Annotated in this window: 12 protein-coding genes and 1 tRNA gene; 5 read left to right on the top strand and 8 right to left on the bottom strand. The window is 58.9% G+C overall.

Going from position 1 to position 14,840, the window contains the following annotated elements:
* The first annotated feature begins 33 nt into the window (after window positions 1–33).
* Together B2696_RS00510 and B2696_RS00515 are read left to right on the top strand one after the other, a co-directional pair.
* Window positions 34–1,641: an alpha/beta fold hydrolase gene (locus B2696_RS00510; protein ID WP_286953224.1), complete on the top strand. Its 1,608-nt coding sequence runs from the start codon at window positions 34–36 to the stop codon at window positions 1,639–1,641.
* Between the two features lie 35 nt (window positions 1,642–1,676).
* Window positions 1,677–1,750 (top strand) — tRNA-Arg (locus tag B2696_RS00515).
* A gap of 169 nt (window positions 1,751–1,919) precedes the next feature.
* Here the strand turns inward: B2696_RS00515 and B2696_RS00520 are convergent.
* The 7 genes from B2696_RS00520 to B2696_RS00550 all read right to left on the bottom strand — a co-directional run bounded on the left by B2696_RS00520 (window position 1,920) and on the right by B2696_RS00550 (window position 10,715).
* On the bottom strand, window positions 1,920–2,132 hold the full coding sequence (locus tag B2696_RS00520) for a hypothetical protein (RefSeq protein ID WP_286953227.1): 213 nt from the start codon (window positions 2,130–2,132) through the stop codon (window positions 1,920–1,922).
* Between the two features lie 118 nt (window positions 2,133–2,250).
* Window positions 2,251–2,526, bottom strand: coding sequence for a molecular chaperone GrpE (locus B2696_RS00525; RefSeq protein WP_286953230.1), 276 nt, complete (start codon window positions 2,524–2,526; stop codon window positions 2,251–2,253).
* Window positions 2,527–2,561: 35 nt separating this feature from the next.
* Complete coding sequence (locus B2696_RS00530; RefSeq protein WP_075729601.1) at window positions 2,562–3,068, bottom strand: MarR family winged helix-turn-helix transcriptional regulator; 507 nt, start codon at window positions 3,066–3,068, stop codon at window positions 2,562–2,564.
* A gap of 53 nt (window positions 3,069–3,121) precedes the next feature.
* Window positions 3,122–5,698 carry an AAA family ATPase gene (locus tag B2696_RS00535; protein ID WP_286953233.1) on the bottom strand — a complete coding sequence of 859 codons (2,577 nt, stop codon included), beginning with the start codon at window positions 5,696–5,698 and terminating at the stop codon, window positions 3,122–3,124.
* Window positions 5,695–6,828: a metallophosphoesterase family protein gene (locus B2696_RS00540; protein WP_286953236.1), complete on the bottom strand. Its 1,134-nt coding sequence runs from the start codon at window positions 6,826–6,828 to the stop codon at window positions 5,695–5,697. The genes B2696_RS00535 and B2696_RS00540 overlap by 4 nt, the downstream gene beginning before the upstream one ends.
* 36 nt (window positions 6,829–6,864) lie before the next feature.
* Complete coding sequence (locus tag B2696_RS00545; RefSeq protein WP_376752346.1) at window positions 6,865–7,674, bottom strand: SWIM zinc finger family protein; 810 nt, start codon at window positions 7,672–7,674, stop codon at window positions 6,865–6,867.
* Window positions 7,674–10,715 carry a DEAD/DEAH box helicase gene (locus tag B2696_RS00550; RefSeq protein WP_286953242.1) on the bottom strand — a complete coding sequence of 1,014 codons (3,042 nt, stop codon included), beginning with the start codon at window positions 10,713–10,715 and terminating at the stop codon, window positions 7,674–7,676. The genes B2696_RS00545 and B2696_RS00550 overlap by 1 nt, the downstream gene beginning before the upstream one ends.
* Window positions 10,716–10,949: 234 nt before the next feature.
* On the opposite strand from B2696_RS00550, the gene putP reads away from it, so the two are divergent.
* The 3 genes from putP to B2696_RS00565 are packed head-to-tail and all read left to right on the top strand — an operon-like array spanning window position 10,950 to window position 13,608.
* Window positions 10,950–12,512 (top strand): sodium/proline symporter PutP, encoded by a 1,563-nt coding sequence (gene putP / locus B2696_RS00555; RefSeq protein WP_286953246.1) that lies wholly within the window; start codon window positions 10,950–10,952, stop codon window positions 12,510–12,512.
* Between the two features lie 35 nt (window positions 12,513–12,547).
* Window positions 12,548–13,117, top strand: a complete 570-nt coding sequence (locus tag B2696_RS00560) for an HNH endonuclease family protein (RefSeq protein ID WP_286953249.1) — start codon at window positions 12,548–12,550, stop codon at window positions 13,115–13,117.
* 47 nt (window positions 13,118–13,164) lie between these two features.
* A complete protein-coding gene (locus B2696_RS00565; RefSeq protein WP_276623479.1) occupies window positions 13,165–13,608 on the top strand; it encodes a DUF2269 domain-containing protein in 444 nt (147 codons plus the stop codon).
* Here B2696_RS00565 and B2696_RS00570 read toward each other — a convergent pair.
* Window positions 13,540–14,802 carry an HNH endonuclease signature motif containing protein gene (locus B2696_RS00570; RefSeq protein WP_286953254.1) on the bottom strand — a complete coding sequence of 421 codons (1,263 nt, stop codon included), beginning with the start codon at window positions 14,800–14,802 and terminating at the stop codon, window positions 13,540–13,542. The two genes, B2696_RS00565 and B2696_RS00570, sit on opposite strands and share 69 nt — an antisense overlap.
* Between the last annotated feature and the right edge of the window lie 38 nt (window positions 14,803–14,840).

Below are 14,840 nucleotides of genomic sequence, written 5' to 3' on the forward strand. Positions count from 1 at the left end.
AGTTAAACACCTCTAACTACAGGAGCTAGACTTGTGACTCTTTCTGCGCTTAAGCCCACAGTTTCCAAAGGCTGGGCGCTTGCTTTGACCGCTGCGCTTGCCTGCGGCCTCGGTGTAGCTCCGGCTAATGCTGCTCCAGCAATTTCTTGGGAGCAGTGCCCTCCAGAGGTCAACAACGAGCGCGCCGAATGCGGCCGCATCGACGTTCCCACCTACTATTCGCAGCCCGACGCAGGTTCCATCAGCGTCGGGTTTGTCCGTCTGCGGGCAGAGAACCCAAGCGCACGTCTGGGATCCCTATTCACCAACCCGGGCGGTCCTGGTGGCAGCGCCTATAGCTGGGTGGGCAACACTAACGCAGCCCAGTGGCCCGCAGAAATCCTCCAGGAATGGAACATCATTGGTGTTCAGCCCCGTGGCTTGAAGGGCTCGACTCCCCTTAATTGCAGCAGCGATTCCGCGCAGGCGAGCAGCGTTGAGAGCTTTACCCAGATAGGTGGCGTCACACGTGACGCCTGCGAGGCCAATACCCCGGGTTATACCGACTCCCTCACTACGGAGAACACCGCACGTGACTGGGAGATGGTCCGCAGCGCACTCGGCGAGGATAAGATTTCCATCGCAGGATTGTCTTATGGCACTTTCCTGGGTTCTGCCTATGCCACTCTCTATCCCGAGCACACCGACAAGCTGCTCCTTGATTCGGGCATGGATCCAGGGCTGGCATGGAATGGAATCTACGCTTCTCAGCAAGCCGGATACGAGAACGCCTTGCACGATTTCTTCGGTTTCATAGCAAGGAACGATGCCACCTATCACCTCGGACGCACCCCGCTTCAAGCCTATGAGCGGTGGTCTCAAAAGGTAGCCGCCGAGGCTGGCGCTCGCCCCACTGTCCTGCCTCCGAATGCACAGATCGGTGACTTACCGCTGGGGCTGGAGTTTAGCGGGCAACCAGGTGCCAACATCATGACCGCGACTGGGCCCTTGCGCGTGCAGGCGGAAAACCTGCGGGACATGGCCGCCAAGCCAGGGTCCATGCAAGCTGCCTCCCCCACCCTCGCCATGACTCGCGAGGCGGCTCCCCGCCCTGAGGTTTGGGATACGCTGGCCAAGCATATCGCCGGTATCGAGCCCATCGAGGTTCCTGCGGGCTCCACATCTGAGGAAGAACTAAAGGCCGCCAACGAAGCTGCTGTAGAGGCCATGACGATGCAAAATGTCCTCGTCTGCAACGAGAATCAGGTCGCGGCGAATCCCACCCAGCTGCCCTCCTTCATCTGGAGCAACTACGTCACCGGGGATCCCTTCACTGCGGTCAATTCGCTCTATGCCTCGGGCGCGGCGTGCTCTGGGCGAACTGCCATTGCCGCACCTATAAATGTCAGCGGAAGCGGCTTAGCCGTCCGCCCGCTACAGATTCAAGGCACGGGTGACCCGCAGACGCCTTATCAGTTCCACACCGGACTCTCACAGCGGATGAACTCCCGCGTCATCACAGTGCACGGACCAGGACATGGGCACTTTGCCCTAGGAAACCGTGGAGTCGATGAGGCCGCCATCAAGTACCTGCGGACCGGCGAGGCAGACGTCAGCGACCTCCCCGGACTCGATTTAGTAGCAACGAGCCCCATAGGATAGAATCACAGCGTTGAAACATTTAAGGTTTCCACACTGTCTCTGTAGCTCAGCGGATTAGAGCATCGGTTTCCGGTACCGAAGGTCGCAGGTTCGATCCCTGTCAGGGACACATTTTTCTCAGCCCGTGCAAACGGAGAAATCCGGCAGTTACTGTTTCTTAAAACGGTTTCTGCCGGATTTTTGCATTTCGGTACTCCGAGCCCACAACGCACGCAGCAGGCCCCAAGAAGCTTGTTTTGCACCTTGGGGCCTGCTGTCGGCTTCTTAGCTTACTGGCGCTAGCTCTTGGTCGTGACGGAGTGCTGGTAAACAACGTCCTTGGTGATGTCCAAGGTGCCGTGCTCGACGTAGTACATGCCGAACAACATTAGGGAAAGCAGGACGACGGCGATGATCATATTCGGAATCCAAGCGACGAAGACGGAAACCCAACCGTCAGACTTGTCGCGCGTCTGTGCCTCACGAAGCTCTTGAGCCAAATACTCGTTCATCAATCAAAGTCCTTTCAATCCGCCATGCCATCTCATGGCAATCACTACGTGCTTACCTTAGCAGCCCAACCGTACTGGGCGTACTCCTCCACCTTTTGGTTCCCCACCCTTTATGGGGTCACAGCCCTGGGTCGACATCCTCAAGCAAGGCAGCAACGAATGCCTCCCTGTCATCAAACATCGCCTCAATGGCCTCATCGGGGCCACTAATCCACAGATCCGTGTCCTCGTCGAAGGTAATGGCATCCTCCGGGGAGTTGGCTAGGGCCTCCTCCATGGCGTCCATGTTGGGATCCTCCGGGTCCCCGATGCGGGAGGAAAGCTCCGCGAGGGCGGTTATTCCATACTCGCGGTATTGCCGGTGGGGATGCTCGAAGAGCTCTTGTCCCATCATCTTCTCATTCCTCTCACAATCTTGTCACTACAATTCTAGGGTTGGCGCGGGAGCCGCTCGTCGGGAACGAAGCCTTTGTAGCCTGGCAAGTTATCAACGTCCATAACACCTTGGAAGAAGCGCAGAAGTGAGGGCACGTCATCTTCTTGCAGGTGGTCAAATACTAAACGCCGCACGGATTCAACGTGTTCCGGTGCGGCGCGACGCAGGCGGGCCATGCCTTCTTCGGTGATAGTTACTACCACACCACGGGCATCACCCAAACTTTTATTCTTTGACACCAGACCGCGGCGCTCCATGCGCGTGACCTGGTGCGAGGTACGCGAGCGATCCCAGTCTAGGGAGGAGCATAATTCGCGCAAGCGCATCTGATTGTCTTTAGCCTCGCTCAAGGAGACCAGGACGGAGAACTCTGAGGCGGATACCTCGCCGCCAGCCATGAGTGTTTCTTCCATGCCGCGGTTGATTTTCCTAATAGCCGCGAGCAGCAGGCGCCATAGTTCTTGCTCGCTATCGTTGAGCCACCGGATTTCTGTAGTCATGTCAACAACATTACACCTGAAACTAGGCCAAATATAGCAGGTTTCCCCAGACGTTAACCCCGCAAGTCTGAAAATCTATATTCTTTGCGTCCGGGCACCCGCGAATAGCGCTCTGGAACGCACGTCAGCACTAAAACTTGGGCGTACTGTCCCACGCTGCTAAAAAGGGTGGACATCAGCTGCAGCCGATGCACATCGGTCGAGCCCAGCGCATCATCAACGATGACGGGGACCCCATCGGCATCAACCAGTTTTGCAATGGCGAAGCGAGTGAGAATTGCCAATTGCTCCCTGGCGCCACCAGAAAGACTCTCAACGGGAACGGTCTGATTCTCCCGGGTACGTGCCTGGATCTGGAGCTCCTCATTGAGTTCAAAGCTCACGCCTTTCCCGAATACCGTGCGCGCAAACTCGGAGAGTTGTTGCGTAAAGGGCTGCGCATAGCGCTCACGCGCGGCGTCACGGTGCTTGAGCAAAAGCTCATGCAAGTATCGCACCGCCTTCGCCCTGCGCTCGATGGCCGCGTGCGCCTCGCGGGCGTTATCCAGCTGGGCAGTAGCCTGCGCGGCTTCCTCCGCCGCACCCGTTTGCACCTGAATGTGACTACTGAGCTCACTTAGATCCAATTCAGCTGCCCGCACCGAATCCTCTAGGCCCTGCATCCGGGATTGCGCCCCCTCGACAAGGGCACGCGCCGTATCCAGATCCACTTCCTGCATCTGCGCAAGCTCTGCTGTTCTCTTTTCGAGGACGCCCTCGGCTTGCAGCACGGACGCCCTAACATCCGTATCTGCCGTTGCCTCACGCGCGGACTCCAACTTCGCTCGGGCGCGCTCAACCTCGCCCCGAGCCGTGTCATGCAGCGTCTCCCACCGGATGACCTCCTGCACGGTGGCGGAATCACGATAAGGAGCCAACGCTTTCTCCTTGGCTTCCACGAGTTCGCGAGCCGCCTCCTCTTCCTCCTCTGCCGTGCGCAGATCGATGTCCTCGGCAGGTAGCTCCGCGACCTCCTCCGCAAGCTGGCGGTGGCGCTCTTTAAGCTCCGCTAGCTCGTCTTCCCCCAGCTCCAATTGCCACTCACGTTCCGCGCGACCAAGTTCCTCGCGCAGTGCGCGGTAGTCCTCGCGCAGAGCCTCTGCTTCTTCCACGGTGTCGCAGCCGATTAAGTCTTGGGCTTCTTTCAACCGCAGCCCGGCGCGCGCAACGGCTGCGCCCGAATCCTCTTGCGATCCGGCCCCCGCCTCAAAGATGGCGGTCACCGCTCCAATCTCGAGGCGGGTTCCCTCCGCAAGCTTGACGACGGTCTCTTCCCCCACCGCCAGCGTATCCTCATCCACGCGCACTTCGGTCACGGGCGCAGCGCTCAAAAGCAACTTCGGTGCGGTAGCCGTATGCACGCGCTGCGCCACCGCCACTTCCTGCGCCGCTGAGCGCAGCTCTTTGATGTCTGCTTCCTTGATGTCCCGTGCCGCGCGGAGCGCCTCGCGCGCTCGCTTTAGAGATGTATCAAGTTCCTCGAGTTTGGCGATACGTGCTTCGAGGTCACTGCACTCCTGCTTGGCCTGGAGCCGGCGCGCCAGCTTGAGTTGTTCGCGAGCAGCACTCCACGCCGCCTGCGCCGACTCTAGTTGCTCCTCTAGTTCTGCCTTTGCCACGGCTTCTGAGGAAGCTTTTTCTCGCGCGGCGTCGAGCTCTTTAGCCGTTCTTTGAAGGTCTTTTACTGCCGCTTCTACACCAGCTTTAAGCTCGCCGCGTTGCACTTCCAGGAGCTTTAGGCGCTCGACCTCGGCCGCGGCGAGATGAACACGTTCCTGCTGCGCGGCGGCTTTCTCTGCAGCCTGCTGTGCCTTTTCTAGGGCTACGCCCGCCTCAGCGCGTTCTTGCTTTGCCAAAGGCAGGCTGCCTTCTGCAGCCTTCTTGTCCTCGAGGATCTTTTCATAGCTCTCTACTACCCCCTCGAGTGAAGCGAGTTTCTCCTGCGCAGCTTCGGCCTTCTCCTCGGCGCGCGCGAGGGTATCAATCGCCTCTTTATAGGCATGAGCTGGACGCGCTTGCCTGGCGCTAAAGTACTTGAGAAACTCCGCTTCGACCTTCGTCATCAGCTCGGAGTCCTCGGCGTTTACAACTTCCTCGGCCACGCCGCTCGACTTCTCTAGCGCAGTGGTAACGGAGGGAATACCCACCGCGGAGATTCCCTCACCCAGATCGTCTTGACGGAGAAAGAGCGCCTGCAGCAGCGCCCTGTCTAGGTGTGCACCTAGGATGCGCTCGAGTTCGTCATCTGCCTGTCCTCCCGTGAACTGCGCCGGGTGCGTCCCAAGCACCTGCAATTCGGAGGCTTTCTTACGCAACCAGCGTTTAGTGATGCGAAAGTGCACAGGACCAACCGTGGCCTCGAGCGTAATCTGTGGCGCAACATCCTTGCCCACGGGCTGCAAAGCCTGGATCTTGCGGGAACGGCCCCCATGCTTTTCGTTCAACACCACATCTATGGCCTCAGCGAGGGTGGACTTTCCCACCTCGTTGTCGCCGTGAATAACCACCACGCCGGTCTCCGGCAGGCCGCTTAATTCGAGGTGGTCAATTCCACGGACGTTATCAATGACCAGGGAGTGAATGCGCATCATCGTGACTTCTCCTCCGTAGCCGTCAGACGGAATAGCAAGTTTGCCGCATCCCGAGCCTCCGGCCTATCTAGTGCGCCCAGCAGTTCCTCCAGTGCCGTAGAGGCATAACCTCCCAGGCCCAGTGTGGACAGCTCCTCTTCGCTGGGGGCAAGGTGCAGGTCCATAGTGCGCTGGCGCGGGCGCAGTGAGGCAAAAAGCGCCTCATATTGCGCAAGGCCTAGCTCTAACTCGCGCTGTTCCTCAAGCCCCACGGTTCCGCGCAGGCCGTACTTGATGGCGGTGCGGATCTTATCCGGGTAGGCGTCGAGACGGGCCAAGAACCCACGGACGTCCTGCGCGGAGTTGATATCGACATCGAAAGCCTCAAAGGACCAGCGGCCTATACGCCGCTTATCCACCTCCACCGAATCTTCCCCGACCGTGACTACCAGGGCATTACCCGAATCTGCCTCGCCTTTGCCAGCCGGGAGCTGGAGAAAGTCAGTGGTTTCCGGGCTGCCGGAGAACCACACGCGCCCGGTTGTCCCCAGGCTCATGGTGGAATGAGTATCTCCCAGCGCCAGATAGTCGATGACTCCCTCGGAGAGCTTGGATTCCACGTAGGCCAGGTCAATAGCATCCGCGTTATCTTCTGCCGACCAAGACTCCACTTGCCCGTGGCCTACCGCTATGCGGATTCCCTCTGCCGGCTCTAGGGGCTCGAGTGCCTGGCGCACCAGATCCACATTGGCGTGCTTGGATAGATATGGCGCTCCAACCAGCTCAACTCCAGGGGCCACCTCAAAAGACTGCGAATCCGCGATGACGTGCACATTCTCCGCAGAGGCACGGTAGAACACCGAATCGGCGACCAAAGGATCATGGTTGCCCGGCAGCAGGTACACGGGCACCGGAAGGCGTTTGAACATCTCTTTGGCGCGCAACAAGGTGGCCTGGGAAAGCGAGTTATGCTCGAATACATCCCCCGCCACGAGGATGAACTGCGCCCCCGTCTCCTTGGCAAGGTCTCCCAGGCGTAGGACGGCGGCCTCTCGGTCGTCGCTGTAGCGAGCCTGAGCCGACTCCCCAAGAAAGCGCCGAGTCATCCCCAGCTGAAAGTCTGAGGTATGGATGAACGTCGTTGAAGTCATGCCATCCTTTCTAGTACTCGCCTCGGACATGGACGCCTAGTGGGTGAGATGGTGATAAAGATCCTCAACGTCGGACACTGCGCGCAGCAGGTCGATATTGGTGTGCGAAACCGCCCGCATCGCCTTGCGCAACAGCTCTGGATCGGAATCCTCCAGCGCAGGCGCAACCTTGGGACGCGGAAGATCGGGAAAAGCGCGGCCTTCCCAGAACAGGCTGCTGCGCTCTGCAGCATCGAGGCCGGCGTTGTCGTAGCTTTCCTTAGCCACGGATTCCGCTTGGTCTAGGACGGATTGCTCGAGCCTGCCCAAGTCAAGCCCGCGCAGCGACAAGGCCACTGCGGGATCCGCGTCGATGCGGGCGGCCAGTTTATCCCCGACCGCAACCACGTGCTTGCACACGTATGAAGAATCGGGACAGGTGCAAGAAAACCTGAGTTCATCGGCGTCGGCTGCAAAGAGCAGATCGAGCACCTCAGGGCTAAATACTCCTTCACGCGCCTGCGCCAAGGAGTTTGGGGTACGGGCGAAGATCTCTGAGATCCGAGCGATATCGTCATTGGAGCGGAAAGGCAGTTGGATAAGCACGGCAAAGGGCTCGTTTTGGGAGCCTGCCACTCGGCCATGCACCGCGCCGTTGCGCACGTCTAGGCCTACGACGTGGCCTCCAGCCGCATACTGGCGCCCACGCGAAATGCGGCCGCTATCGGCGTTTTTATAGATAAACTGCGTTACCCGAGTAGCAGCGTCCGACAGCGCGGAAACGCGGTGCACCTGCTCAGGCGAGGAGACGCGTTTGCGCGCGCCGAAATTAGCGTAGATGACATTATCTTGCTCAGCGGCCACGATTAATCCGACTCCTTATAACTCATCAGCTGGGCCAGCTGCTCGGGATCCAGCTCCGTCAACCAGCCTTCGCCCTCCCCGACCACCGCGCCGGCCAGCTGGGTCTTGCCGTCGAGGATATCTTGAATGGATTCCTCCAGGGTTCCTGCGGTGATCATCTTATAGACCTGCACGTTGCGCTGCTGGCCGATGCGAAAAGCGCGGTCCGTGGCCTGGTTCTCCACCGCGGGATTCCACCATCTATCCATGTGAACCACGATATTGGCCGCGGTTAGGTTAAGACCTGTGCCTCCCGCCTTGAGCGAAAGGATCATCGCAGGCGGTCCATCGGGAGACTGGAAGTCCTCGACCATCTGGTCGCGCTTGTTCTTGGTCACCCCGCCATGTAAGAAAGGAATCTCGCGGCCCAGCTGCTGGGAAAGATAGGGCTGCAAGATGCTGCCAAACGCGCGGTACTGGGTAAAGATCAGCAACCTTTCGTTGCTCTCGACGGCGCCGTCCACGATCCGCATGAGCTCCTTGACCTTACCGGAGCGGTGCCTGCCTTTGATGGTCACCGCGGAGCCATCGCCCAGATAGTGCGCGGGATGGTTGCAGATTTGCTTGATGCGTGTGAGGGAGGCCAGCACCAGACCGCGGCGGGCTATGCCGTGTTTCTCGTTGAGGGTTTTCTGAACGTCGTCGACAAGCGCCTTGTACAAGGCCGCCTGTTCCTCGGTCATCGACACCGTAACAATCTGTTCCGACTTCTCCGGCAAGTCATCGATGATGCTGGGATCGGTCTTGAGGCGACGCAGGATAAAGGGCGCCGTGAGCTGCCGCAGCCGCTCCGACATAACCTCACTGCCCTCGCGCTCGATGGCCTTGGCAAAGTGGTTGCGGAAGAAGGAGGCGCTGCCGAGCACCCCGGGATTACAAAAGTCGAGGATAGAGCGCATCTCCGAGAGGCGGTTCTCCACGGGCGTACCCGTAAGAGCCACGCGGTGACGAGAGGGCAGCGAACGCACGGCCTTGGAAGATCGCGTCGCCGCATTCTTGATGGCCTGCGCCTCGTCGAGGACCACGCGATCCCATTCCACTTGGCCCAGAACGGCGAAGTCCCGCCCAGCGGTGCCATAGGAGGTGATGACCAAGTCCATCTTGGCCGCCGCCTCCACCAGCTGCTTACCACGCAGGCGATCCGAGCCGTGCTGGACCAGAACCCGGAAATCGGGCACGAACTTCTTCGCCTCGCGCGCCCAGTTCCCCACCACCGAGGTCGGGGCGATGATGAGCGTGGGCCCTGCTGCCTCAGCGCGTGTCTTCTCCACCGCAACGAGCGAGAGCAGCTGAAGTGTCTTGCCCAGGCCCATGTCGTCGGCGAGGACCGCGCCGATATTGTTGCGGGACATCCAGTAGAGCCAATCCACGCCGCGCCGTTGATACTCGCGCAGCTCCGCATGAATGGTCTCTGGCAATTCGATTCTCTCCGGCGCCTGCGTGGACATGCCTCCGAGCAACGCCATTTGCCAGGTCGATCCGGTGAACTCTATCGGCTCCTGCGCCATGGAGGTCAACGCAAGCTCCCGCAGCTCGGCCACGGAAACCTGCTCTATCTGGCCATCGTTGAACTCTTGGCGGCGCTTTTCGACGTCCGCCACCAGCTCCTGCCACCCCGGCTGCTCCAACTGGCGAGCCATTTCGGCGGCTGCGGCGAGGCGCTCCAGTTCTTTCTTGGCCCGCTTGTTAGCGGTCTGAGCCAGCTCCTCCATGTACTCAGAGATCTTCGATATCGACTGGGTATCCGCCATGACCCAATCTCCGCGCAGGCGAATCAACCCCGATTTCGACTCAACAAGCTGTTGCATCTCCTCATCGCTGAGCTCGATGTCCCCAACCGACATGTGCCAGTCATATTCAACCAGCTTGTCCATGCCTAGGTGCGCCTTCGTGGAGCCCTCGGCAGGGTCGCGCACCTCGCGGGTCTCGAGTTTGGCCTTGGTTTCCATCTGCGCCCACGCCTTGGGCAGCATGACGGTAAACCCTGCGGCCTTGAGCGCGGCGGCATCCGCTCCGATGAAAGAAACTAGGCTGTCGGTGCGCAGGTACACGTCCCAATCCCCGGCATCTGGGTCAACCGGCAATTGGGACTCCCCTAATACGGGCGCGATGGCGATCGCTTTACGACGATCCTCTCGCAGACGTTCCACACTTGCCCGGTCAAGGCTGTCGAGCCTAATTGGCTGCGGAGAGTCCGTACCCGAGCGCACCTGCACCCTAATGGGCCAGGCGGACTGCCCCGGATCCTCATCCTTGGGCGGCTCCTCGACGATGAATACCAGCTGTAGGTCCACCGAGGTAATCGAGTCTTTCCACTCGTTGAGGCCACGCAGAAGCTGTGCGCGTCCACGCTTGACCGGCGAGGTAGTAAGCAGCGCCTGGGCAAAATCGTGCCAGGGATAAGGCCGCGCCGCCTGGGTCAGGTGGCGCAGTTCCACGTAGGCAATCCAGTGAGTCAACTCCTCGGCCAAGTCCTCCGAGAGTGAACGATTATTGATAGACAAGATTCCGGGAGCTGCCGCGATCATCTCCCCCAGCCAGCCACGCTCTCCCAGTCCCGAAGCTAGTTGCCACATCGGGTACCACTCGCCAGCCTGGTAGGACAGCCTTATCGTTACGCGCCCGGCACGCACGAAGGCCCGCAGTCCGCGGTAGGCCCGGATGAGCCAAAACAAATCAGGCGCGATGGACTCGCGCTGTTGCGGGCTGGCTGCTGCGTTGCCATCATCCAGAATGGATAGACCCGCGAGCGCAGACACCGCCTCCTCGGGCGCAAACATCGCCATGGGGACCATCAACGAGACGTCCTTGCCCTTCGGCGTACGCAAAGAGACTCGGGCGCGGTTGCGGAAAGACTTCTTCTTTAACAGCGCCTCCACCGCCTCGGGAAATGCACCATCGGGCACGGCGGAGGGCAGGACTATCTTGTGCCCTTCTACCTGTTCAATCCATAGACTAAGGCCCGAGACGGGTAACCAAAGTCCATGCAAAAGGTAAGAAGCCATAGATGCCAGTTTAGCAGCGCCCCTTTCGCATGAGCGCTTCAGCTATTAGACAGAATGCAACGCTCCCGCCCCAATCGTTATACCGTCGTTATATTCTGCTGTTTTACCTGTTGAGACATTGAAATAAGCTGTGAATGAACTGCGCCACACGTTAAGAACAGGTGAAATGGAGTTGGGTGACCGCTTCGTGCTCGCTAGCGTGGGAACGTCCCTACTATCTACGAGGAGAAATCAGTGCAAGACTCCACTTGGTACGTCATCGCGATGATTATCTATCTGCTTGCGATGGCCGCAATCGGATTCTGGAGCTACAAACAAACCGACGAGTATGACGATTATGTCCTCGGCGGCCGTGGCCTGAATCCATTCGTCGCGGCGCTCTCCGCAGGCGCATCAGATATGTCTGGTTGGCTGCTCATGGGCCTGCCAGGAGCGCTCTTCTTGACCGGTCTCTCCGAAATCTGGATTGCCGTCGGTCTCATTATCGGTGCGTGGGCGAACTGGACGTGGGTCGCACCACGTCTGCGCTCTTATTCCGAAGTAGCCGGCAATTCCATCACCGTGCCTTCCTTCTTTGAGAACCGCCTGCGCGACAAGTCCCGCATCCTGCGCGTCCTTGCCGCAGCCATCATCATCTTCTTCTTTACCTTCTACGTCTCCTCCGGCATGGTCGCCGGCGGCCGCTACTTCGAATCGACATTCAACGGCGACTACCTCGTTGGCATGCTCATCATTGCTGCCGTTACCGTGTTCTATACTTTCGTCGGTGGCTTCTTGGCCGTTTCTTATACCGACGTGGTCCAAGGCCTCATGATGTTTACTGCCCTACTCATCGTTCCGATCATGGCCTTCATCTCGCTCGATAACCCAATGGATATCTTTAGCTTCGCTAGCAACCATCCTTATGGCCCCAACGGCGAGATCGACAACCCCACCTACTTCTCAGTGTTCTCTGGAGTCTCCGCCGCAGTTGTCATCGGCAACTTGGCTTGGGGCTTAGGCTACTTTGGCCAGCCGCACATCCTTGTCCGCTTCATGGCGCTGCGCAAGCCCGCCGATGCCAAGGCCGGCCGCTTCTACGCCATTGCCTGGATGTCGCTCTCGATCATCGGCGCTGTCTTCGTCGTCATCATTGGCACGGTCTTTTTCACTCAGAAGAACTACACGATCACGGACACCCAAAATTACGAAACCATCTTCTTGGACATGGCTCAGATCCTCTTCCACCCACTAATCGCTGGTCTGGTCCTCACTGCCGTTCTAGCGGCCATCATGTCCACCATGTCTTCGCAGATGCTGGTCGTCTCCTCCTCCCTCATCGAGGATCTCTACACCATCTTCGTCAAGCGCAAGCCCAGCGAAGACGTGCTCATCAATCTTTCCCGCACCGCGGTGGTCGCCATCGCCGTTCTCGCAGGTGTGCTCGCTATCAACCCCTCGGATTCTATCCTCGGTTTGGTCGGCTTCGCTTGGGCCGGCTTCGGTGCCGCATTCGGCCCAATCATCTTGTTGTCGCTGTACTGGAAGCGCCTCAGCTCCTCCGGTGCTATTGCGGGCATGGTGGTCGGAGCCGTCATCACCATTGCTTGGGGTGTGTCGCCGCTTTCCGACGTCCTCTACGAAATCGTCCCCGGATTCCTCGCCGCCCTTGTTGCGGCTGTCGTCGTTTCCCTCGCTACCAAGCAACCTTCTGACGAGGTTGTTGAAGAGTTCGAGCAGGCCGCCAAGCTCTCGAAGCTGGCCGCCAAGGATGCCGACGTCGACTTCGAAAAGGCCGCGCAAAAGGTCCAAGACTAAGGAACGCGTCCCCCCGCCGCCAAGTCAAATAGAACATGAAGTTCTATTTCTTGGTGGCTTTGACGTTTTTGACACTGTTGTATCTATATCCCGGCCCCCGCTTGGACATCGCTACGGTGCCCCAGCGCCAAGACGTCCTCGGATATGACCGCGCACTTTTTGGAAGCTGGCAGCCACATGGCCAGTGCACTACCCGCGAGGCTGTGCGCTTAGCGCAGTCAACACAGGCGAGCGTTCTCAACTGCCGAGTCACAGGCGGAACGTTCTACGATCCATACTCCGACCAAGCAGTGTCCAATAGCGAAGCCGTGGAAGTCGACCACGTCTTTCCCCTCTCCGCTGCTTGGGACATGGGCGCACACAGCTGGGATCGAAACACACGCGCTCGCTTTGCCAACGATCCACTCAATCTGGTGGCCACGCAGCGCAGCCTCAACCAACAGAAGTCCGATAGCCTCCCTTCAGAGTGGCTACCCCCGAAGAAGCGCTGCGCCTACTCTACACGCCTGGCAGAGATAGCACGCGCATACGAGCTTTCGCTGCCTACCGCAGACGTTTCGGTGATGCGTAGGCAGTGTCGATTCGAGTTCCTGCTTCCAGGTTAGATAGGCTCAGGGTGTACATTCCGTCCTTTGAAAGGCCACACACCCCCGTGACATCTTTTCTGATTTTCCTACACGTCATCTCCGCCCTACTGCTAATCGGCCCCGTCTGCGTATCGACCTCGACCTACCAGTCCCAGATGCTCAAGGCATCCCAAGGTGACGTCTCCGCACTAGGCGCAGCACGCCTTCTGCACAACATAACCAGCACCTATGGCTATATTTCTGCCATCGTTCCGATCCTGGGCATCGGCGTATTCCTCGCGGACCTATCCACCTACAAGTCCGAGATTCAGTTCCACATCGCTATCTTGGTGGCAATCGTTGCTTGGTGCCTCCTTTTCTTCCTTATCATCCCGAAGCAGAAGAAGTCCCTCGCTGCACTCGAAGAGAACTCTGGTGAGGACTTCGCCGCGACCAAGAAGTCACTGGCCGCCATGGGTGGGATCTTCAACCTCTTGTGGGTTATCTGTGCTTGCTTGATGTTCGTCTAAGACCTCATCATCGAGCTCTTTCTTTAGCCGCTGCGCCTCGTCGTGAGCGGCTTTTCTTCTGCCCTGCGTGGCCTGCGCCACCGTGCGGACCCAGTTTCTTTTCCGCGGCGCCAAAGGGCCCGTGGCCTCATCGTAGATCCAAGTTGAATCCTCAAAGAGCCAGACAATATCCCCACTGACTGGGTCCATGATGTAGCGAGCCCGGCCATCAGTCTTGATGTTGTGGTGGTGTTGACACAGGCTCGCGAGATTCGCCGCTGAGGTCGGACCGCCATCCGCGAAGTCAATACGATGATCCTTTTGAGCATCCTGCGCAGGAACGTCACAACCGGGCCAGCGGCACACTGCATCACGACCCTCAACATAAGCGCCGATACCAGCAGGCGTGACGTAGTTGGGCGAGACGGCACGCTGTGCCGCATCCATGTCACGCACGGTACTAGCACGCGCAGCCAGCCTTTCAGCTACCTCGGACGGCACCCAGCCCAGCTCCTGGATGAAGCCTGGCGCGTCCGGACAATCAGACTTATAAACATTGAGCGTGACCTTAGCCTCCGCAACAGATTCCCCGCTAAGCAGCGCTATCGCTGCTCCTGCCCGAGTGATGTTGTCGCGCTCAGCAAGAAAAGCGACATTGGCGTCGATGACGGCCGCAGTTTCTAAGTCCACATCGAGGCTAAGTGTGGCACTATCCTTGCCCATGGGATACACGCCATAGGCAGGGCGACGCCGCGGGTCTTTGGCAGCGATTGAGGAGTCCTTGCGCATCAAAGTATCCCGCAACTTCCGCCGCAGGTTTCGATGTGAAGGCAACTTCTGGTTGGGCTGGCGCGCTGAGAGGTATCTGGTCAGTTCCTCGTCGATATCCTGCAAAGTCTCTTGTGCGACGTCCCCCAGTTTCGACAGTGCCGAATCTATGGCTATGAGCCTGTCTAGGTCGAGATGGAAGCTTTCCTCCTGCTCCGCACGCAGGCGCGGAAGCTTCTCTAAGCGCACAAAAGTGTAGATGATCCGCGTGATGCGTCCCTCACTTGCTCCTGTAAGCCCAGACAAAGTGGCCACGACGATGTCAATATCGGCGTCCTCCTCCGGCTGCAGCGAGCGCCAGAACAAGTATTCTTCCCGCCGCAGCCCTGTGGCGGCAGCAGAAACCTCGTGTGCTGGGTTGGTATTGGCATAAAAGGCGGTAGTCATTAGTTGTCACTCCCCCGTGAAACAAAAGTATCGAATAC

It is taken from the genome of Corynebacterium sp. UBA4397, from assembly GCF_002390965.1.
Classification (GTDB): Bacteria; Actinomycetota; Actinomycetes; order Mycobacteriales; family Mycobacteriaceae; genus Corynebacterium; species Corynebacterium flavescens.

Coding starts and splice junctions, on each gene's coding strand:
- B2696_RS00520 (WP_286953227.1), bottom strand. CDS start 2,132: ATGAACGAGTATTTGGCTCAAGAGCTTCGTGAGGCACAGACGCGCGAC.
- B2696_RS00525 (WP_286953230.1), bottom strand. CDS start 2,526: ATGATGGGACAAGAGCTCTTCGAGCATCCCCACCGGCAATACCGCGAG.
- B2696_RS00530 (WP_075729601.1), bottom strand. CDS start 3,068: ATGACTACAGAAATCCGGTGGCTCAACGATAGCGAGCAAGAACTATGG.
- B2696_RS00535 (WP_286953233.1), bottom strand. CDS start 5,698: ATGATGCGCATTCACTCCCTGGTCATTGATAACGTCCGTGGAATTGAC.
- B2696_RS00540 (WP_286953236.1), bottom strand. CDS start 6,828: ATGACTTCAACGACGTTCATCCATACCTCAGACTTTCAGCTGGGGATG.
- B2696_RS00550 (WP_286953242.1), bottom strand. CDS start 10,715: ATGGCTTCTTACCTTTTGCATGGACTTTGGTTACCCGTCTCGGGCCTT.
- B2696_RS00560 (WP_286953249.1), top strand. CDS start 12,548: ATGAAGTTCTATTTCTTGGTGGCTTTGACGTTTTTGACACTGTTGTAT.
- B2696_RS00570 (WP_286953254.1), bottom strand. CDS start 14,802: ATGACTACCGCCTTTTATGCCAATACCAACCCAGCACACGAGGTTTCT.